17 protein-coding genes are annotated in these 20,225 nt (G+C 41.5%); 7 read left to right on the top strand and 10 right to left on the bottom strand.

The features are described from left to right. Positions 1–31: 31 nt before the first annotated feature. A complete protein-coding gene (locus tag VB693_RS05760) occupies positions 32–1,024 on the bottom strand; it encodes a J domain-containing protein (RefSeq protein WP_323265495.1) in 993 nt (330 codons plus the stop codon). A 196-nt stretch (positions 1,025–1,220) separates the two neighbouring features. Then, positions 1,221–3,290 (bottom strand): molecular chaperone DnaK, encoded by a 2,070-nt coding sequence (gene dnaK, locus VB693_RS05765; RefSeq protein WP_190699757.1) that lies wholly within the window; start codon positions 3,288–3,290, stop codon positions 1,221–1,223. A 318-nt stretch (positions 3,291–3,608) separates the two neighbouring features. Here dnaK and VB693_RS05770 point away from each other — a divergent pair, with 318 nt between their 5' ends. After that, complete coding sequence (locus tag VB693_RS05770; RefSeq protein WP_323265418.1) at positions 3,609–4,457, top strand: M28 family peptidase; 849 nt, start codon at positions 3,609–3,611, stop codon at positions 4,455–4,457. A 19-nt stretch (positions 4,458–4,476) separates the two neighbouring features. On the opposite strand, the gene VB693_RS05775 is transcribed toward VB693_RS05770, so the two are convergent. From VB693_RS05775 to VB693_RS05800, 6 genes are all read right to left on the bottom strand, one after another. Then, the gene (locus VB693_RS05775; RefSeq protein WP_323265419.1) at positions 4,477–5,406 is read right to left on the bottom strand and encodes a bestrophin family protein; all 930 of its coding nucleotides are present in this window, start codon (positions 5,404–5,406) and stop codon (positions 4,477–4,479) included. Positions 5,407–5,699: 293 nt separating this feature from the next. Next, a complete protein-coding gene (locus VB693_RS05780) occupies positions 5,700–6,962 on the bottom strand; it encodes a glutamate carboxypeptidase (RefSeq protein ID WP_323265420.1) in 1,263 nt (420 codons plus the stop codon). Positions 6,963–7,110: 148 nt separating this feature from the next. Next, positions 7,111–7,938 carry a type I methionyl aminopeptidase gene (gene map / locus VB693_RS05785; RefSeq protein ID WP_323265421.1) on the bottom strand — a complete coding sequence of 276 codons (828 nt, stop codon included), beginning with the start codon at positions 7,936–7,938 and terminating at the stop codon, positions 7,111–7,113. A gap of 132 nt (positions 7,939–8,070) precedes the next feature. Next, the gene (locus VB693_RS05790; RefSeq protein ID WP_416233370.1) at positions 8,071–8,553 is read right to left on the bottom strand and encodes a plastocyanin/azurin family copper-binding protein; all 483 of its coding nucleotides are present in this window, start codon (positions 8,551–8,553) and stop codon (positions 8,071–8,073) included. 64 nt (positions 8,554–8,617) lie between these two features. Further along, a complete protein-coding gene (locus VB693_RS05795; RefSeq protein ID WP_323265422.1) occupies positions 8,618–11,515 on the bottom strand; it encodes a pitrilysin family protein in 2,898 nt (965 codons plus the stop codon). Positions 11,516–11,648: 133 nt separating this feature from the next. Then, entirely contained in the window at positions 11,649–12,068 is a 420-nt protein-coding gene (locus VB693_RS05800; RefSeq protein WP_323265423.1) for a VOC family protein, read from the bottom strand. Between the two features lie 86 nt (positions 12,069–12,154). Here VB693_RS05800 and VB693_RS05805 point away from each other — a divergent pair, with 86 nt between their 5' ends. After that, the gene (locus VB693_RS05805; protein WP_323265424.1) at positions 12,155–12,478 is read left to right on the top strand and encodes an NIPSNAP family protein; all 324 of its coding nucleotides are present in this window, start codon (positions 12,155–12,157) and stop codon (positions 12,476–12,478) included. A 123-nt stretch (positions 12,479–12,601) separates the two neighbouring features. On the opposite strand, the gene VB693_RS05810 is transcribed toward VB693_RS05805, so the two are convergent. Then, the gene (locus VB693_RS05810; protein WP_190699780.1) at positions 12,602–13,114 is read right to left on the bottom strand and encodes a TIGR02652 family protein; all 513 of its coding nucleotides are present in this window, start codon (positions 13,112–13,114) and stop codon (positions 12,602–12,604) included. Positions 13,115–13,352: 238 nt separating this feature from the next. On the opposite strand from VB693_RS05810, the gene VB693_RS05815 reads away from it, so the two are divergent. From VB693_RS05815 to VB693_RS05835, 5 genes are all read left to right on the top strand, one after another. Continuing rightward, positions 13,353–13,877: a gamma carbonic anhydrase family protein gene (locus tag VB693_RS05815; RefSeq protein ID WP_323265425.1), complete on the top strand. Its 525-nt coding sequence runs from the start codon at positions 13,353–13,355 to the stop codon at positions 13,875–13,877. 182 nt (positions 13,878–14,059) lie between these two features. Continuing rightward, positions 14,060–14,188, top strand: a complete 129-nt coding sequence (locus VB693_RS05820; protein WP_190699786.1) for a photosystem II protein Y — start codon at positions 14,060–14,062, stop codon at positions 14,186–14,188. 181 nt (positions 14,189–14,369) lie between these two features. Further along, complete coding sequence (locus tag VB693_RS05825) at positions 14,370–15,617, top strand: folylpolyglutamate synthase/dihydrofolate synthase family protein (RefSeq protein ID WP_323265426.1); 1,248 nt, start codon at positions 14,370–14,372, stop codon at positions 15,615–15,617. 646 nt (positions 15,618–16,263) lie between these two features. Further along, positions 16,264–17,439, top strand: coding sequence for an FIST signal transduction protein (locus VB693_RS05830; protein ID WP_323265427.1), 1,176 nt, complete (start codon positions 16,264–16,266; stop codon positions 17,437–17,439). A gap of 6 nt (positions 17,440–17,445) precedes the next feature. Further along, positions 17,446–18,528, top strand: a complete 1,083-nt coding sequence (locus VB693_RS05835; RefSeq protein ID WP_323265428.1) for a sensor histidine kinase — start codon at positions 17,446–17,448, stop codon at positions 18,526–18,528. Positions 18,529–18,904: 376 nt separating this feature from the next. Here VB693_RS05835 and VB693_RS05840 read toward each other — a convergent pair whose 3' ends face one another. Beyond that, a complete protein-coding gene (locus VB693_RS05840; RefSeq protein WP_323265497.1) occupies positions 18,905–20,203 on the bottom strand; it encodes a sugar ABC transporter substrate-binding protein in 1,299 nt (432 codons plus the stop codon). Positions 20,204–20,225 lie beyond the last annotated feature (22 nt).

Genomic DNA, 20,225 nt, shown 5'->3' on the forward strand with positions numbered 1-20,225 from the left:
ATTCAACAGGTGAATTTTTTAAAGCACAATCCTAACCCAATAAATCAGCGCGGGGTTTAAAGGTTTCAATTTGCCGTAACTTTTCGTATAGTTCTCGTTCTTCCTGGCTAATGTTTTTCGGGGTAACTATTTGGATTTCGACCAATTGATCACCACGTTTAGCATCTTCGGCGGGATAACCTTTATTAGCCAAGCGGAATCTTTGACCAGACCTAACTCCTGGGGGAATGGTCATTTTAACAGGGCCATCTAGAGTGGGTGCTTCTACCTGTCCACCTAAGACTGCTTCAGTGGGAGTTACTGGCACTTGGCAAGATATATTAGATCCTTCCAGTTTAAATAATGGATGAGGCTCGACGGTAATTTTTAAGTAGAGGTCGCCGCCACCGATGCCTTGATTTCGCAGGCGGATACTTTGCCCTGTCACCATACCGGGGGGCATATTAACTTCTAGCGATCGCCCGTCTTCTAGTCTAATGCGTTCTGTTCCACCTTGATACGCTTTTTCTAATGGTAGGGTTAACCTAGCTTCGATATCCCGACGAGTGGGACGCGGTGGGTTTTTCGGAACTGTGTATTGGACTTTACTTTTTGGGGAACGAAAAGGGTCAGTAGTAGTGCCGCTACTTGCCCCATTCCTAGTGTCTTGGCGAACACCAACACCCACAACTTGATTAATAAAGTCCTCAAAATTGGCAAACTGGCTAGGATCTACATTTTGATTGGGATTGCGTTCTGCTGTACGTTCCCAAGCTTTAGGTTTTGGTGTTTGTTTACTAAAGCCTTTTTGTTTCCAGTAACGGCTAAATTGGTCATACTGCGCTCGTTTAGCGGTGTCGGAAAGGACTTCGTAAGCTTCCCCAATATCTTTAAATTTGTCTTCTGCTGCTTTGTTGCCTGGGTTGAGATCAGGGTGATATTGTCTAGCTAACCGCCGATAATTCTTTTTAATGTCCTCATTGGTAGCATCTTTATCTACCCCTAAAATTTCGTAGTAATCTCGAAAATTCTGCAAATTCTGCATATTCATTTAATTAGCTTTTAAATTTTAGATTTTAGTAATCGTTAACTAGTAATGGATAATATCAATTACTAATTACCAATTACCAATTACTAAATCCGAATTCAGGAAGAAGGGGTTTAAGGGTGTAGGGGACAAATTAGACAATGTAAATTATATTTCCCATGCCTAATGCCCAATGCCCAATGCCTCATTCCCTCTATAACCAATCATCATCTTCATCCCAATTATCCTGGTAACTCGGCCGGGCAGAACGACGAGGAGGCGGACTGCTATCGTAGGTAGAACGGCGATCGCGTTCATAATCTCTGTTATAGTCTCGCTTGTAAGAGTCGCGTTCAGAGTAGCTGTCTCGATAATTATCTCTAGAAAAGTCGCGATCGCGTTCTTTGTCTTTATCGCCTGTAAAGATGTCCCGAATTGTGCCGAATAAATCGTCGTCTTCGTCCTCAGCATAATACTCGCGGACTTCCCGATTCAGTTCATACAAAGCATCTTGCAAGTCAACATAGGCTTGATCGATGCCGCGATCGTCATCTTCTTTGAGACTGTCCCGCAGTTCTCGGCTAATATTATCAATGCGTTGGCGACGGTTACGGGCAAACTGCATTCCAAATTCTAAGGCGACTTCTCTTAGCTGTCGTTCGGCTTGCAAAATCAAAGCTTCCGAACGGGTGCGTTTTTCTACCCTTTCTTTGCGTTCCCGATCAACATCAGCATATTTTTGAGCATCCTGAATCATCCGGTTAACTTCAGATTCACTCAAGGTAGAAGCACCTTGAATGGTGATACTCTGTTCTCTGCCCGTGGTTCTATCTAAGGCTGTCACCTGTAAAATCCCGTTAGCATCAATATCTAACGACACTTGAATTTGTGGGATTCCCCGTGGTGCGGGTGGAATGCCATAGAGTTTGAACCTGCCCAAAGATTTATTATCATCTGCCATTTCCCTCTCACCTTGGGCAACGTGGATTTCCACGCTGTTTTGGTTATTTTCTGAGGTGGAGAAAATATCAGAACGGCGGACTGGGATAGTAGTATTGCGAGGAATCAGTTTTTTCATTACGCCGCCGATGGTTTCTAAGCCCAAAGATAAAGGCGTAACATCCAATAGCAGCACATCTTTAAATTCCCCGGCGAGGATACCTGCTTGAATGGCTGCACCCATCGCCACGACTTCATCAGGATTGACATTTTCGCTAGGTTCAATGCCAATCATATCTCGCACCAGTTGTTTCACCATTGGCATTCGTGTAGAACCACCAACTAGCACGACTTCTTCAATGTCGTCTGGGCGCAAGCCTGCATCTTTTAAAGCCCGTTTGACTGGGGTGCGGATACGTCCTAATAAGTCAGCACATAAACCCTCAAACTGGGAGCGCGTGAGGCGAGTTTCTAGATGTTTGGGGCCGTCTTCCGTAGCGGTGATAAAGGGTAAGTTAATGTCGGTGACGCTGACGGCAGAAAGTTCTATTTTGGCTTTTTCTGCGGCTTCCATCAAACGTTGCAAAGCTTGGCGATCGCGTCTTAAGTCTACACCTTCTGCTTCTAAAAATTGCTCTGCTAACCAATCAACTACTTTTTTATCAAAGTCATTACCACCTAGTTGAGTATCACCACTGGTAGATTTAACTTCAAACACCCCATCGCCTACTTCCAGAATTGATACGTCAAATGTTCCACCACCCAAGTCAAATACTAAGATGGTTTCCGTATAACCCCGATCTAACCCATAAGCTAGGGATGCGGCTGTCGGTTCGTTGAGAATCCGCAACACTTCCAACCCAGCAATCCTACCTGCATCGCGGGTTGCTTGCCTTTGGGAATCATTAAAATAAGCCGGAACTGTAATTACTGCCCCGGTGACTTGTGCGCCTAAGTAGGTGCTGGCATCGTCTGCCAATTTTTTCAGCACCATTGCCGAGATTTCTTCGGAGGCAAAGTCTTTATTGAGACGGGGACAGGCAATCTTGATATTACCTACGTCGTCTTTACGGATAGTGTAGGGTACACGCTTCGATTCTGAGTTCAGTTCGCCGTACTTGCGCCCGATAAAGCGTTTAACTGCAAAATAAGTATTTTGCGGGTTGAGGACTGTTTGCCGTCTTGCCATTTGCCCAACCACCCGTTCGCCTTCTTTGCTGAAGCCAACTACGGAGGGGGTTGTTCGCATTCCTTCTGCATTGGCAATCACCACCGGCTTGCCACCCTCCATTACGGCGACTACTGAGTTGGTTGTACCCAAGTCGATGCCGACTACCTTGCCCATGCGTTACTCTTCTCCTAGTGTGACTTATACATATATTATGATTGGGCGGAACTACCTCTAGCTTAGTGCTACAGGGTAAAATTGCCTCAATGGTATAATAGAGATCATCGAAGCAAAAATTGAAGGAATTAAAGCTTGAGGAGTTAGTTGCAAGACTAGGATAGCATTCACCATGCTGAGTATGTCCTAGAACCCTGAAATCTTGTACTCCATTGACTTAAGTTCATTGCTGCTTTAAGTTGGGAAATCCCCCTATAAATCTTTGTTTTTTGCTTTATCCCTACATGATAAATTTGAGATTAAAAATCTTCTAAACACTTGAATTTACAAGAAAGATTACATAATCACCTCCAACAGATAGCGCGAGAACGCGATCCTTACATGGCGACTGCGGGACATTTCTTTGTCCAAGAATACATCCGCCAAGAATTTTCTCAATGGGGAAGTGTGGAAATCCACACCTTTGCTGTTAACAATAGAAATTTTCATAATCTCATCCTCAATTTACCTGCCCAATCTACACCCAAAAAACAGGATTTACCTCCAATTCTAATTGGCGCACACTATGATGCTGTACCAGGAACGTCAGGGGCTGATGATAATGCTACAGGTGTGACGGTTCTGCTGGAATTAGCGAGGAAGTTTGCCGCACAACCAGCTAAATATCCCTTGCGGCTGGTGGCTTTTGATATGGAGGAATATGGTTTGTTGGGTAGTGCTGACTATGCAGCCTTACTGCGACAACAAAAGCAACCTTTACGCTTGATGATGTCTCTAGAAATGTTGGGATATCGTGATTTTACCCCTGGTAGCCAAAGTTATCCCCCTCCTTTAGAACGCTTTTACCCAGATACGGGTGATTTTATTGCTTTAATTGGCAATTTAAGGACAATTCCTGATTTAATCGGTATGAGTCGCAGCATTCGCCAAGTTGGGATCTCAAGTCAGTGGCTACCAGTACCAAATAGAGGCTTGATAGTCCGTCAAACCAGATTAAGCGATCATGCACCGTTTTGGGATGCAGGTTATCCGGCCATGATGGTGACAGACACAGCTTTTTTACGAAATCCTCACTATCATCAACGTAGCGATACAATTGCTACGTTAGATTTTGATTTTCTCTCCGGTGTCTGCAAAGGGTTGGAACTTGCTATTCGGGCTGTGTAGCCGACTCGCTACTCCCTACTCAGCACTCAGGAGGCAGAAGGGGAAATTCAGTATCTTCGGGCGATCGCACATTGAATGATAAGCTAATTAAATCATCAATATTGCGTTTCATGGTGTGACAAATTGCATCTAGGGGTAAATCATTGGCATCATAACCAAAGGGGTTTTCTATCTCTAAGCCAATGGCTTCAATCCCGAATAAAGTAAAACTTACCAACGCTACAACTACACCTGTCCACCATTCTAAACTCTGTACCATTTGAAATGGTAAAAGCAAGCAATACAGTAATAATAATTGCTTCAAATGAATAGAATAAGCTAGAGGCATGGGTGTTTTTAAAATGCGTTCACAAGAACCCAAATTATCTACTAGATTGTTTAATAATTCATGTATGGATGTTAATTGATATGAATTGAGACAATTTCTGCTATACTGTCGTTGTAAATAATCCCCAATCCAAAAGGCGATTTCCAACGGTGGATTATTCATATTTTTGAGTTTAAAATATTTAGAAGATGACATTAACTCTTCTAACTCATTATTTACTGTTTCTCCTCGTAAATGTAATTTTGTAGCTACAGCAAAAGCTACTAATAAATATAAAACTCCAATTTTATCATCTTTATCTTTGGGTGAAACTTCAGCAACCGATACTAAAATTTGTCGTGCTATATTACGGACATTATTCACTATTGAACCCCAAGCTTTTCGTCCTTCCCAGAAGCGATCATAAGCTGTATTAGTACGAAAAACTAATAATAAGCCTAAAACAATACTAGGAATAACAGTGCCTAAAATTGGTTGAGATACAGGTATTTTTAAGTAATAAAGTATAGATACTAAAACTCCAAATAAGCCACAACCAATAACCAGTTTATATATTGATGAAATAACTGAACCTTTATACTGAAAAGCTATTTGCAACCATTGCATTCTTTCAACCTTCATGGTGTGTATAGTAGTCCTATTTAATTTGTAGAAATTACGATACTTCAAAACTTCGGTTTCTTTGCAAAACTGAGGTTCTCGAATTTTAGAAATAACTTAAAAATCATCACTCTGGATATAGCATAACGGGCATTGAGGAATTTACATATAGTAAGGATGTACAGAGGTATGCAGCTAAAGCTACGCTAATCTGTTCAAATTGGATGTCAAATTTACGGCTTGAGTGCAATAAGTATATTCTGCCCCATAGCGATCGCAATTTTAGCAAAAGCAGCAATGGTGATAAAAGCCTCTCAATCATTACGACAGCTTGAAGTTCCTAAATCGATGAGGAGCTTGGTTAATAAGTAAATTCGCGGAGCAATCCGGTCTAAGTCAATATATTCATCTAGGCTATGTGCGCCACCACCTACAGGTCCAAGTGCATCAAGTGTCGTTGTGCCAACGGAGGCGGCGTAATTACCATCAGTCCCACCGCCACTGCCCTCAACTCCCAGTTTGAAACCAATTGTTCGATAGATAGCTTGAGCTTTTTTCACTAAAGCATCGGTTTGGGGATTGGGTGGAAAGGGTGGACGACCTCGGTCTGAGATTATCTTGATTTCCGTGCAAGGCAACAGTTTATGTTTTGATAAGCGTGAGAAATCATGTTCGAGGCGAATATACTCTTGCGCTTCTAGTACCCGCACATCTGCCTGAACCTTGGCAACATCTGGAATTGCATTTCGGCGATCGCCTGCCTGAAAAACAGTAAAATTAACAGAGGTTTGTTTACTAGGATTCCCCAGTTTTCTAAGTTGCAGGGTTTGGTGGGCTGCCTCTAGCAACGCGTTACATCCTTTCTCTGGTTCAGCCCCCGCATGGGCGGCTCGACCTTTGACTTCAAATCCGTAGTAACCGATTCCCTTACGCCATGAGGTGACTTTATCTTCTGGCGACCCAAATTCTAAAACCAAAGCTACATCATGTTTTTTAGCAGTTTCTTTAATTAATTCCCGTGAACCAAATGATCCTTTCTCTTCATCAGGATTAATCAAAAAGGTGATGGTTTCAAAGTTCTGAAAATTCAGTTCTTGTAAAATTTTGAGTGCTTCGACACCTAAGACAATTCCTCCTTTGTCATCCATAACTCCTGGCCCGTAGGCTTTGCCATCCAAAATTTTGAATGGACGTTGCGCTGCTGTTCCTTCCTCAAATACAGTGTCGGTGTGGGCAAGAAGCAAAATCTTGCCTTTACCTGTTCCTGAAATCGTGGCTAGAATATTTCGTCCCGCACTAGGAGTTGCATTGATGGTTTTAACGTCTGCACCTACAGATTTAAGTTGCTCAATTACAATATCTTCAACCTTCGTCAACCCCTTTTGATTACCTGTTCCAGAATCAATGTTGACTAAGGCTTCCAGGGTCGCCAGAAAGCCGCGTTGTGCTTTCTGGACTTTGTCATAAACTGCTGAATTGGGGGCTGCCATAACAACATTGAAATTTCCTAGCAACAGAACTACCGCCAAGATGAAGGCAAACAAACCTGCTGTCACACCAAGAATCCGTCTTTTCATGATCATTCTATTGATGAGAAAGGTAGCAATGTAATAGATAATCTGGAAATTCCAGCCTTCCTCAATGTGGTGTTACAAAAGTTTTTGCTAGCCTGTCAGCAAAGAGCGATCGCCTGGCTATGCGATCGCTCTTTGCTATAATTTTTAATTAAACTTTAGTACGATCGGTCAAAATTTCATACCCAGTTTCAGTTACCAAAACTGTATGCTCAAACTGTGCTGACAAGGAATTATCCACAGTTACAGCAGTCCATCTGTCTGATAAGGTGCGGGTGTGTTTAGAACCAGCATTCAAAATTGGCTCAATTGCCAACGTCATACCGGCACGCAGTTTCACGTTGGGCATTTCCCGTGTCCGGTAGTTAAATACTGAGGGTTCTTCGTGTAAGTTGCGTCCTACACCATGTCCAGTAAATTCTTCAACGACGCTAAAGCCGTTAACTTTGACATGATCTTCAATTGCGCCGGCTAAATCAAGCAGATATGCACCAGCTTTGACTTGTTCTATACCTTTATAAAGGGCTTCTTCGGCGACGCGAATTAGTTTAGCAGCATCTGGGGTAACTTCACCCACGGCAATTGTAATGCAGGAATCACCATGAAACCCTTGATAATAAGCACCTGTATCTACTTTTAATACGTCCCCAGTACGAATCACTTTTTTGGGATTGGGGATACCATGCACCACTTCATTATTAATGCTGGAACAGATAGAACCAGTAAAACCGTGATATCCCTTAAAGCTTGGTGTTGCGTCCATTTCTCGGATGCGTTTTTCTGCATAAGCATCCAAGTCGGCTGTAGTCATTCCAGGCTTGACTAATTCCGAAATTTCTTTGAGAACAGTAGCGACGATTTTTGCTGATTGCCGCATAATATCAATTTCTCGCGGCGATTTAATTTCAATCCCCCGGCGTTGTTTGCTGGATTGTGTAGGCTTAGGTGCTTGAGAAAGCAAGTTGGTGAAAATGTTCATGGGAAACTAATAATTACTTGCGCTTTGCCGCTAAATTTGCAGTGTTTATCTAAAGTTTAATTGAGAAATAATATCTATATTTACGTTAGCTGATTTTTTGTTGCCAATTAGTCAAAAGTTAACCTCCCTTGTCTATTTACCAGCAATCATAATCTCCCCTGTCATCCCTGCTTCTGTGTGTCCAGGGATAGAACAACGCAAGCTATATTTTCCTGGTTTCATTGGTACAAACACCCATTCCGCTATCGCACCAGGCTTGAGTTCCAGTTCATGAATTGCGCCTTTAATCTCTACTTTGCCAGCTTCGACTTTTTGCGTCCAGATAACATCAGCAAAATCTTTAGCTGTAAAGTAGTGTTTCATTTGACTGGGATTAGTTAGCTTGAGTTGATAACGTTTCCCGGCTACAAAGTCCAAGTGATTTGGCTCAAATTTGAGTTCGTTAGCAGAGTTACCTAAACTAACTGTAATTTCTGTAGCTGGTTGCTTGAGTAAATCACCAGTAAAATTTGCCGCGATCGCCAGACGGGGATGGCTGAGAACCAAACCTAGCAGCAATGTCAAAATTACACAGCTACGCCGAATTAATATCAACCCAGTATAAAAAATCTCCATCAACATTATGAACAAGATAATATGGGGACGAGGCAGAAGTTCTTTAATTACGAATTGACTTCCATTATCTAACACTTTGGCTAGCCAACATAGCAGGGCCGGCGGTAACTACAACAATTTGGTCAGGGTGCAGTAACTCACGGGCGGCTTGATTAACGTCATCAAGAGTAACTTGCTGAATTTTTTGTGTATAAGTATGTAACTCTGTTTTGTCCAAACCATACACCTGATTCATCAAGATGTTACTGGTTAACTCTTCGGGATCTGCCAGGGAAACATTATAACCACCAATGAGAGTACGTTTAGCCATCTCTAATTCTGTGGCTGTAACACCGTGCTGATGGATTTGTTGGAGTAATTGACGGGTACTAGCGATCGCTTGATTTGCATCTTCTGGACTGGTTTGCATTTCAATCCAAAATGTCCCAAAGTCTTTTTCGGCTTGGAAATGGCTATAAATTCCGTAGGTTAAGCCTTGGCGATCGCGCACTTCTGCCCCTAGGCGACTGGATAGGGTGTCTCCTCCTAAAATTTGATTTAAAACCAAAGCTTGGTAAAATCTGGGGTCTTGGCGTTTGATACCTGTATAACCCATGTAAGTAATAGCTTGTGTTTTACCGGGGACAACTGGGTTCACCTGGACAAGACTGCTGGGGTTTGAGACTTGGGGATATTCTATGCTGGGTGCTTGTCCACTCACGCGCCAATTACCAAACTCTGTTTGTACAAGCGATCGCACTTTGTCTGGGTCAAAATCTCCCACGACTACCAATACCATCGTATCTGGACGATAGTATTTACTTTGGAAAGCCACAATATCTTGACGTTTAATGCGTCGCAGAGTCTCCTGTGTCGGAAACTGGTGTAGGGGATGTTTTTTCGGGTAAATCGACTGTAAAAATATTCTTTTGGCTACTTCCGCCGGATTATCTAAGTCCAATTTGAGGTCTGTTAAAGCTTGTTGGCGGTTTAATTCCAATTCTTTTTGCGGAAATGTACTATTTTTCAGAGCATCTGCTAAGGTTTTGATTAAAACAGGTAAGTCTTCAGCCAGACTATTGCCCTCAATCTGCACACCATTGCGGTAGGCTGCAAAGTCCAAAGTCGCGCCTCTATCTTCCAAAGCTTTGGCTAAGGTGGAAGCATTTTTGGTTTTAGTCCCACTCATCAAGCCATCGGTTACCAGCATGGCTAATCCGGCTTGTTCACCTGGGTCAAATTCTGTACCTGCTTTGATATGACCACTTAAGGTAATGGTGGGTGTACTGCGATCGCTTAACAATAATACCTGTAGGCCGTTAGCTAAGGTAAATTGCTGTGGTAGTTTGAAGGCAGTGTTTTGAGCATCACTGTGATCAGTATCGATGGCTGGTAGATACTGCATCATCTCGGAGGGTGGAACAGGTGAATTACCAGATAAATTCTCTCTTATGTGTGGCGGTGACTGTTTTGTGCCAATTTCCTTAGCTTGATTAACAATTGGTTGAAAAATACCTACTGTTCGGGCAGATTTTGCGAGATATTTGTTTAATACACCCACAACATTTGCGGCGGTGACTTGACGAACGGCGGCTAAATAGTGATCTGTAAAGCGATAATCACCCGTAGTTGTCTCATCATTGCCTAACTGCATGGCTTGATCAGTGATATTACGGTTACTCAAGATTATGGCAGCTTCTAACTGTCTTTTGGCTCTAGCTAATTCTGTGGCTGTTATACCTTTTTGGGTTAACTTGGCGATCGCATTATTCAGCACTGAGTCAATTTTGGTCAAATCTTGGTCAGGATCTGCTGTGACTAACAACTCGTACCAACCTGCTTTGTGTAAGCTAACCACCGAACCCGAAATATCATTTGCTAATCCCGATTCCACCAAGGCTTGATACAGTCGGGAATTTCTCCCTTCTGTCAAAATGTAGTCAGCAATCTCTAAAGCTGGTATATCTTGATGATTTGCCTGTGGTAGTGGATATACGGCTTGTAATAATGTGGCTGATCCTGGTTCTCGCAGGACGATTGGCGATTGGGGACTTTTAACTGCATCTGAAACAGTCATTTCTTGACCTAACCCCCTAACCCCCTTCCCTACTAGGGAAGGGGGAAAAGTCAAAGCCTCTCTCCTGTTAGGGGAGGGGTTTGAGATATTCTGACTTTTAGGAATATTGCCGAAGATTTCTTTGACTGTGGCTAGGGTTTTTTCGGCTTGGCAATCGCCGACAATGACTAAGACTGCATTGTCAGGATGATAAAACTGGCGATAATACTGCTGTACTTGCTCAGGCTGGAATTTTTCCACATCCGCCTTAGTCCCACCCACGGGTAAACCATACGCATAATTGGGAAATACTGACCGCAGGATAGCACGATTGAGGCGATATTCTGGGCTATTTTCATACCCTTGCAATTCGGAAATGACCACCCGCTTTTCTTTAGCTAGGTGTTCGCCATCCATCAGCGCATTTTGCATTCTATCTGCTTCTAAAACTAGCAGTGCTTTCAGCTTGTTCCGTTCTACAGTTCCGTAATAAGCTGTTTGGTCATAACTCGTGAAAGCGTTTGAGTCACTACCTAAAGCACTGAACAACCAACCAAATTGAGTCGGACGGCTGGTTGTGCCTTTAAACATCATATGTTCTAGTTGGTGAGCTATGCCGTTAACTCCCAATGCTTCATAGCGTGAACCGAACTTGTACCACACCTGCACACTTACCACTGGTGCTGTATGTACTTCTTTGATGAAGACAGTTAGACCATTGTCTAATACTGTCTTATGAACATTTTCTGTTAATTTTAAATCTTGGGGATTTTTGGTCACTAATGTTAATTGGTGATTCACTCGATTAGAAGTAGTTATATGTTGACTCTCAGCAGGTACATTGCCAAGAAATAATACCGCAACTAATGAAATACCCAACAGCAAAAAATAAGAACGGTATTTATAGCACGCAGATAAGACAGACATTTATTTCGGTAGATGTACGGAAATTAATTTATTTTGAGTGCCGAGAATTATCTAATTCTCCTGAGAATATGTTACCTCGGCAATATGAATAATGTATATAAACAGACAAAATAAGCAACAATGACTAATTAAGTTAGCTGAAAAATCGGATGAATTCTAAGGGTAAGCTATCCGTATCAGCAACAAATGCTACTTCTAAGATGCGATCGCCTATTTGCTGCTGAGTCGGTTCTAAAAGGATTTTTAACGGTGGTAATTCTGGTGTCAATGCTACACGTTCTTGTAAACTTTTCAACCATCCCGGTAAATCTGGGGTAATTTCCGTTAAATCAAATGACAGGTGATAGTATCCCACATAATGTTCATCACCAAAGGCATCCGGGGCTGGTTTTGGCTGGGGAATTTGCATCAGTTCAATTCTGCCGCCTAAGCCTTCCATCCAGCAAGCTAGGGTGTAGCCGGTAGTGAAGCGTTCACAGACACTAAAGCCTAGTATTTCATAAAAGGCGATCGCTTGATGGATATTCGCAGTGCGGATAGAAGCGTGGTGCATGGTTTAGTCTACAGTCAATGCTACAGATGCGCCGTTATGTGTTTGTACAACTTCAGAATATCACTTCAGAATAAAAGCAGATTGATATGATTACTTGCTATTTGCGTTACGTTATCGACCCCGATAAAATTTCGGATTTTGAAGCATACGGACTTATGTGGATTCCGTTGGTGGAAAAATTCGGTGGAAAGCATCACGGCTATTTTCTTCCACATGAAGGAGCTAATAATATTGCCCTAGCTCTGTTCAGTTTTCCTAGCCTTGCGGCATACGAACGATACCGGATAGATTCCCAGCATGATCCAGCTTGTCACGAAGCGTATGAATTTGCGCGCCAAACAAAGTGCATTATTAGTTATGAGCGATCATTTATGCGTCCCGTTTTAGGCGATGTTAATAATCTTAAATAAAAAAGCAGAATATCATCCTTGATTTACAGGCGTTTCAGCGATTCAAACAGGTAACTTATTATTGCGGAATGCCTTAGTCATTGGTCATTAGTTAATTGACGGATGACTAATGACCAATAACCATTACTCAAACAATCTGAAATAAGGGTAGCGCACGGGAACACCCGGTTCTTTATCTAAATCGAAATTAATCACTTCCCAGCAATCATCTTCGGCTGTTTCGGGACTAAATTCGACAGGTAAGCCGTATAATCTTGCAGATGATGTTTCCTGCTGTCCAGAACGCCAAGGTGTGCTGCGTTCTAGATAGCCACTCATCAACTCCTGATAACGTCTGGCGATGATCACTCGTGTTGCTCGATAGCCTTGGGTGTATAACTTATCTAAGGCTTCATGGATTTCAAAGCGAATGCCATCAGGATGAGTGTGCTGTCTATACCACTCATTGTTCCACCTCCGCCAATGTCGCCCAGACTGTAGATGAACTAACTCTCCAGTTTTGGGATTAGCTTCAAATGCGCCATGACGGGGGCATAAATAGGTATCAGTTAGTGTCAGTGCCGGGATTGTTTGGCGACAATGGGGACACTGTATGTCAGCCCCAAACATAGGGTACTGCAAGCCTGGATTCATCATGAAGTGCGTACAAACATAGTTTCGTCTTCACCAGCACCAGAGGGTTGGATTTTACACTTCGGCTCTACCAATCCGAGAGTTTTATTCACTGCCGCACATGAACAATGTGAAGCAAGAACAATTTTCACTTTTGTCTTCCGCCACTTGGAGGATTGACGCTGTGATATTCTGGTTTTGCAACCAGGCTCTCAGGATGGAGTTTCTCCAGTGTTCCTGGGTACCATATTCTTATTCTATCGTGTCTATCTCTTCTTACTGGCCTTCTCCCGATTTTTCTCAAGCCGCCTTCATTGCATCCAATGCTGTTGTTATGGGTTCGGTCAACATAGCAGCCGGAGTCAGCATCTGGTATGGAGCAGTAGTGAGGGCAGATGTAGAACGCATTGATATTGGCGAATGCACAAATATTCAAGACGGGGCTATTTTACACGGTGATCCTGGGTTGCCCACAATTTTAGAAGATCATGTAACTATAGGACATCGTGCTGTAGTCCATTCTGCCCACATTGAACGCGGCAGTTTAATTGGCATCGGCGCAGTGGTTTTAGATGGAGTCAGAGTAGGATCTGGTAGCATCATTGGTGCTGGTGCAGTAGTAACCAAGAATATACCCCCCTTATCTCTAGTTGTGGGCATTCCCGGCAAAGTTTTACGTCCAGTTACACCAGCCGAAGCCGCAGAACTTATCGAACACGCCGAACGTTACAAAAAGTTAGCCTTAGTACACGCTGGTAAGGGAACGGATATTGGGTTTAATTCGTAAGGGTTTAGAGGTGTCGAGGTTAAGACAAATCCCATTCCCAATGTCCAATTCCCATTGACTTTTGACTAACTACTTAAACTTTCTTTACAAAAGTAGCTAGCAAAATTGCCCACTTCAGCTAAAAATAAAAATGAGAGTAGTTGACAAAACTTTAATTTCTACTTGATAGAGGGGTACTAAAAATGGATAATCTTGATTTTCGTGTAGTAGTTGTTTTAGCACCAATCGCTGTTGCTGGTGGCTGGGCTGCATTTAATATTGGTGCTGCGGCTATCAGACAAGTTCAAAACTTTTTGAATAGAGAAGCCTAAACTCTAGTTTAAGATAACTAATTTAACCGGCTGTTATCTTCGCGGAAACAGTCGGTTTTGTTGATTTTGGGGACTGGGAAGCAGGGGAGAAATTTCATGCCCAATTCCCAATGCCCAATTCCCAATTCCCAATTCCCAATGCCCAATTCCCAATGCCCAATTCCCAATTTCCAATTCCCAAGTGAATATAGATTCTTTACTCCAATCATTTCAACATTTTGGCGTTAACCTGGGACTTTCGCGCATTAACAGACTCTTAGCTAATTTGGGCAACCCTCATCACCATGTTCCAGTGATTCATGTTGCTGGGACAAATGGCAAGGGTTCTGTCTGCGCTTATTTGTCCTCTGTTTTGACTCAAGCAGGTTATCGTACAGGACGCTACACTTCTCCCCATCTAGTGAATTGGACAGAACGCATCTGTCTGAATGAAGAGCAAATTGCTGCTGAGGAGTTTTACCAATTATTATTACAAGTTAAGGCCGCTATTAACGCGGATGATTCCCCGACGCAATTTGAAATCATTACCGCCGCAGCTTGGTTGTATTTTGCCCAGCAGCAAGTTGATATAGCCGTGATAGAGGTGGGGCTGGGGGGACGCTTGGATGCAACTAATGTGATATCTGAGCCGCTTGTGACGGTGATTACTTCCATTAGCCGGGAACATTGGCAGCAACTAGGTTCTACTGTCGCTGAGATTGCAGGGGAAAAAGCGGGTATTCTTAAGCCTGGATGTCCTGCTGTGGTTGGAAAATTGCCACCGGATGCTCAACAAGTTGTGCGATCGCTCGCTCAAGAATTACAATGTCCATTAATTACGCCACAACCTGCCCAACAGATAACTCCAGAATGGGCAGAATATCAATCAATTCAAAATTCCAAATTAATTAAATATCCTTTACCTTTAGAGGGGCAAATTCAGTTAAATAATTCTGCTTTGGCTTTAGCTACTTTAGAAATACTGCAACAAAAAGGTTGGCAGATTTCTGAGAAAGCAATTATCAACGGTATGGCTAAAACTAAATGGCCAGGGCGGATGCAATGGGTTAATTGGCATCAACACAAGTTATTAATTGATGGCGCACATAATCCAGCCGCCGCTCAGGTTTTACGTAATTATGTAGATACTCTCAATACTCAAAATATAACTTGGGTGATGGGGATGCTATCTACTAAAGACCATGCCGATATTTTTAAAGTTTTATTAAAACCGAATGACAGATTATATTTAGTACCAGTACCAGATAATAATTCAGCCAATCCCATAGAATTAGCAAAAATAGCTTGTGATATTTGCCCAGATTTACAACTTTGTCAAGCTTATCCAGATTTAATATCATCACTAACAGCAGCCATTTCTACATCAGATAGTTTAGTGGTTTTGTGCGGTTCTCTTTATTTAATAGGAAATTTTTTAGGTAAAATATAACTTCTCTAGTCAGAACCTTCAGAACCTCGATTTCTTAAGGAAGGTAGGGTTCTTGACTCTAATGAATAATTAATAAATATCTCCCCCTCCTAGCTCTCCACTCACCACTTCCTACTCCCAAGCTTTATTAAAAATTTGTATCAGCCCTGTTCATCTCTCCTGATTTTTGGGAAATCTGAATTTAGTAGTAGAAATCCCAAAGTTAGGTTTGGCTTATAAGTATGTTGATTGATCAACCTGTTTACCTACATATAGAAATCCTAAATCATATGTATAAACTTTTAAGTAATGTAGTAATTTAGGGTGGTTTTTAATGGGCAGAAACTACCCTAATAAGTATCTTTAAAAAAGAAAATCGGACTACTATAGCAAGCCGTACAACAGAATGTGTAAATCATAAGTCAGAAGTAAAATAGGCTTTGAATCTGCATAAACACTGAATAAGAAATATCTAGACAACTACAGCATTTATCTAATAATTCGATAAAGATAATGATGCAAATAAGTATAAAAACGGAGAAGTGAATACTTTTGCCGAGTAAGTTTTTGAAGAAATTAGATGAAATTGGTTTGATGTAACCATAAATTCCACCTTGACGGTAGGAGACAAATAAATTAATTCTTGGTTAATTAAGGGGATAAAGAAATGCTAAAAGTTATTCTTGGACATAGTGATGATCCTGATGCTCAAGGAGCAATTGAAGAAGTTTTAGAACAATGTGTTAGTGATTTAAGTAATCTAGTAGACATTCCACCCAAGGCGGGTATTTTATTTGCAGCTATTGATTTTGATCATACTTTGATTCTGAAAGAAATCAATCAAGTATTTCCAGGAATTGACTTAATTGGTTGTACTACAGATGGTGAAATCTCTTCAATGTTAGGGTTTCAGCAAGATTCTTTGACACTAATGCTTTTTTGCTCTGACACTGTAGAAATCCGTGCTGGTGTGGGGTATGGAGTCAAAGAAAACCCCTTAACTGCGGCTCATCAAGCTGTGCATCAAGCAACTGAGAACTGCAAAACTGCTGCTAAATTATGTATACCTTTACCAGCTAGCTATCTAGCAGATGGTTCAACTACCAATGGTGGATTAATTCTCGAAGGATTGAAGTTGGCTTTGGGTTATCAGATACCAATTGTAGGTGGAACAGCCGGAGATCAATTTAGGTTTCAAACTACTTATCAATTTTTCCGCAACGAAGTTTTGACAGATGCTTTACCCATTCTGATTTTTTCTGGAGATATTCTCCTGTCCTATGGTACTGGGTGCGGCTGGAAACCAATTGGACGTAGGAGTATTGTTACGAAAGCTCAGGGAACAGTCCTTTATGAAATTGATGGTGTATCAGCACTAGAATTTTATCAACGATATTTAGGCGATCGCCAACCAACGGCGGAAAATCCTTTAGCGGTGTATGAAGGTGATAGCGATCGCTATTATATGCGAGTCCCTAATACTTGTGATCTGCAAACTGGCAGCATCAATTTTTTGGGGGATGTACCAGAACAAGCCATAGTTCAGATGACAGACTTCAATCGCGATGAAATTCTTCATAGCGTTAAGACTTCACTTCAGACTGCCTTGGAACGGTATCCTGGAACTGAACCAGATGCCATCTTACTATTCTCCTGTTGTTGTCGTCGTTGGCTATTAGGCACAAAAGCTAAAGAAGAATATCAATTTGTCAAAACCGAACTCGCCAAAGCAATACCCATATGTGGATTCTATACCTACGGTGAATTTGCACCCCTAGAAGCACAGGGTTCAACTTACTATCACCAAGAGACGTTTGTTACCCTGCTGCTAGGAACAAAATAAAGGGTTATGCAAGATATAGACTACGAGAGCAGACTCAAGGAATTAGAAAAAACTGTGCGGATTCTCAAAAAAAAACTAGAGCGTTCTGAAGTTGATCGCGAACAATTGGAGAATGCTAGTGAATTGAGAGAAGCAGTCCTCAAAAATGTCATTCGAGAGCTGGAAGAATCACAAACTGCTTTAGAAAATCGGGGTAAAGAGCTAGAAACTACTCTTGGTAATCTCAAAGCTTTACAACTCAAACTAGTGGCATCTGAGAAAATGTCTGCTCTTGGAGTTTTAGTTGCAGGGATTGCTCACGAAATTAATAACCCAGTCAGTTTTATTTACGGTAATTTGAATTATGCTAATGGTTATTTTCAAGATTTGCTTAGTTTAGTAGAACTTTATCAGCAGTATTACCCTAAACCAGTAGCTGCAATTAAACAAAAAATCCGAGAAATTGAACTGGACTTTCTCAAGGAAGATTCGGAAAAACTTTTCCAATCTATGACAGGAGGTGCAGAACGCATCTGTGATATTGTTAAATCACTGCGGACATTTTCTCGCCTAGATGAAGCCGAATTTAAAGCAGTCAATATTCATGATGGTATTGATAGCACGTTAGTAATTTTAAATAACCGTCTCAAACCATCACCTGATAATTTATATGGTATTAAAATTATTCGTAACTATGAAAAATTACCATTAGTAGAATGTTATGCTGGACAACTTAATCAAGTGTTTATGAATATCCTGGTTAATGCAACTGATGCTTTAGACGAGACAGTGATCAAGCATAAACAAAAGCAGAATCAAGATTTACTAAATCCTAAAATTGATATTTGTACTAAAGTAATTAATAATGATTGGGTAGAAATTAGTATTGCTGATAATGGTCTAGGAATTGACGAGCAAGTACAGACAAAATTATTTGACCCATTTTTTACAACGAAAGATGTTGGTAAAGGCACAGGCTTGGGTTTATCTATTAGCTACCGAATTATTATTGAATTGCATGGTGGTAAATTGAAATGCCATTCAACACCAGGAGGAGGCGCAACATTTGTCATTCAAATTCCTATTCGACAATCTAAAATTAATTCGTAATTCGTAATTCGTAATTCGTAATGGGCTAACGCCCCGCTCCGCTCTAAGAGGGTGTTTGAAAAGTCCCCTTTTATGTCATGCTGACGAAGGAAGCATCCCAGTATAACGGTGAAAACGCGGATTCTTCCTTCCGCAAAGCTCCACTCAGAATGACAAAGGATACCTGATAAAACTTTTCAAACAGCCTCTAAGCGCAGCTATGCCGCAGGCTTTACGTAATTCGTAATTGATCAACAGTGAACAGTCATCAGTTGCTTAATGACTGTTCACTGTTGTAACTCCCCAGTTCCCAGCTTTTCAATGAGTGGATTTGCAATTGTGGATTTTAAATTATTCAATCTAAAATCCACAATCTAAAATTCTTAGTCCTTAGTCCCTAACGATTATTCCATTCTTGTGCCGCATCTTCTACTGCTTTATCTACAGTTTTTTCTCCTAACATTGATGCTTGCAAGTTTTCGTAAATCGCTTTTTGCAGCTTTTTAATATCTTTCAATCCTGGAGTTAAGATTTCTGCTTGTTGCAGTTGTTGTGCGCTGACAACTCTGGCTTTTTCTACTGTGGAAGCATTAGCTGGAATATCTTTAAAGTAACTATCAGCTAGTGCTTTAGTTGTCGATGGTAGAACATTCGCCGCTTTGGCAAAGGCTAATTGATTCTCATCATTGGTGACAAATAAACCAAATTTCACTGCCGCATCTGGTTGTTTTGTATCGCGGGGAATCACAATATTCATCACAGCGACATTTTTTTTACCTGTGTCACCAGTAAGTTGGGGAGAAATTGCTGAAGCTTGAGCAATTTTAGGTGCATTGTTAGCAATAGTTTTGAGAAATTCTGGCCCGGAAGCCAAGAATGCTGTCTCACCAGATTGGTATAAATCAATAGCGTGGCGATGGCCTTGCGTTAGTGCTTCTTTTGGTAATAACCCTTTTTTATAAAGCTCTACCCAATACTGAAACGCTGCTTTACCTTGAGGCGTGTTAAAAGCGGCTTTTCCCTCAGCGTCTACTAGGGCGACTCCCATCTGCACCAATGATTGCAGCACTTCACCAGAATCCTGCGGGACAAAAGTCACAAAAAAGGCGTATTTCCCCGTCTTATCTTTAATTTGTTGCGCTTCTTGTGCTAATTCTGCGTAAGTAGTGGGTGGTTTATTAATACCTGCCTGTTTTAATAAATCGGTGTTATAAATGGTTAACCTCGTGGTGAGATACCAGGGAATTCCAAAACTTTTACCATTGAGTGTGCTGGCTTTCCAAATATTCGGAAGATAGGAGGAACGGGCTTCCTGTGGGATTTTTGCATCCAAATCTAACCAGGCATTTCGACCTGCTAATTGAGAAGCAAAGTCTGGATTGAGGTTAACAACATCAGGTGGCGTTTTTGCGGATACAGCTGTTAAGATTTTGTTCTCCATCGCCGCCCAAGGCACATCAACCCACTTTACCTTTATGCCTGGATTTTGTGACTCGAAGTTGCTAATTAGGCTTTGGAAGTAGTTTGTAAATTGAGGTTGGAGTTGCATTGTCCAAAACTCAATATTTGCTGTTCCAGAAGCAGCTTGTTGGGTATTTGAATTAATTTTTCCGGTGCTGCAACTGACGACCCAACTAGTCAGTAAACCTAACATTACCAAAGCGACCAGTTGTTTAAATTTTTGTAATTGAATCATTTTACCAGTATTTTTACGCTTG

Source organism: Anabaena sp. UHCC 0399 (assembly GCF_034931465.1).
Taxonomy (GTDB): Bacteria; Cyanobacteriota; Cyanobacteriia; order Cyanobacteriales; family Nostocaceae; genus Trichormus; species Trichormus minutissimus.

Bases quoted from the DNA above. Each gene is read 5' to 3' on its own strand.
- VB693_RS05760 (WP_323265495.1), bottom strand. From the start codon at position 1,024: ATGCAGAATTTGCAGAATTTTCGAGATTACTACGAAATTTTAGGGGTA.
- map (WP_323265421.1), bottom strand. From the start codon at position 7,938: ATGAACATTTTCACCAACTTGCTTTCTCAAGCACCTAAGCCTACACAA.
- VB693_RS05800 (WP_323265423.1), bottom strand. From the start codon at position 12,068: ATGCACCACGCTTCTATCCGCACTGCGAATATCCATCAAGCGATCGCC.
- VB693_RS05775 (WP_323265419.1), bottom strand. From the start codon at position 5,406: ATGAAGGTTGAAAGAATGCAATGGTTGCAAATAGCTTTTCAGTATAAA.
- VB693_RS05780 (WP_323265420.1), bottom strand. From the start codon at position 6,962: ATGAAAAGACGGATTCTTGGTGTGACAGCAGGTTTGTTTGCCTTCATC.
- VB693_RS05805 (WP_323265424.1), top strand. From the start codon at position 12,155: ATGATTACTTGCTATTTGCGTTACGTTATCGACCCCGATAAAATTTCG.
- dnaK (WP_190699757.1), bottom strand. From the start codon at position 3,290: ATGGGCAAGGTAGTCGGCATCGACTTGGGTACAACCAACTCAGTAGTC.
- VB693_RS05820 (WP_190699786.1), top strand. From the start codon at position 14,060: ATGGATAATCTTGATTTTCGTGTAGTAGTTGTTTTAGCACCAATCGCT.
- VB693_RS05790 (WP_416233370.1), bottom strand. From the start codon at position 8,553: ATGGAGATTTTTTATACTGGGTTGATATTAATTCGGCGTAGCTGTGTA.
- VB693_RS05840 (WP_323265497.1), bottom strand. From the start codon at position 20,203: ATGATTCAATTACAAAAATTTAAACAACTGGTCGCTTTGGTAATGTTA.
- VB693_RS05830 (WP_323265427.1), top strand. From the start codon at position 16,264: ATGCTAAAAGTTATTCTTGGACATAGTGATGATCCTGATGCTCAAGGA.
- VB693_RS05810 (WP_190699780.1), bottom strand. From the start codon at position 13,114: ATGATGAATCCAGGCTTGCAGTACCCTATGTTTGGGGCTGACATACAG.
- VB693_RS05795 (WP_323265422.1), bottom strand. From the start codon at position 11,515: ATGTCTGTCTTATCTGCGTGCTATAAATACCGTTCTTATTTTTTGCTG.
- VB693_RS05835 (WP_323265428.1), top strand. From the start codon at position 17,446: ATGCAAGATATAGACTACGAGAGCAGACTCAAGGAATTAGAAAAAACT.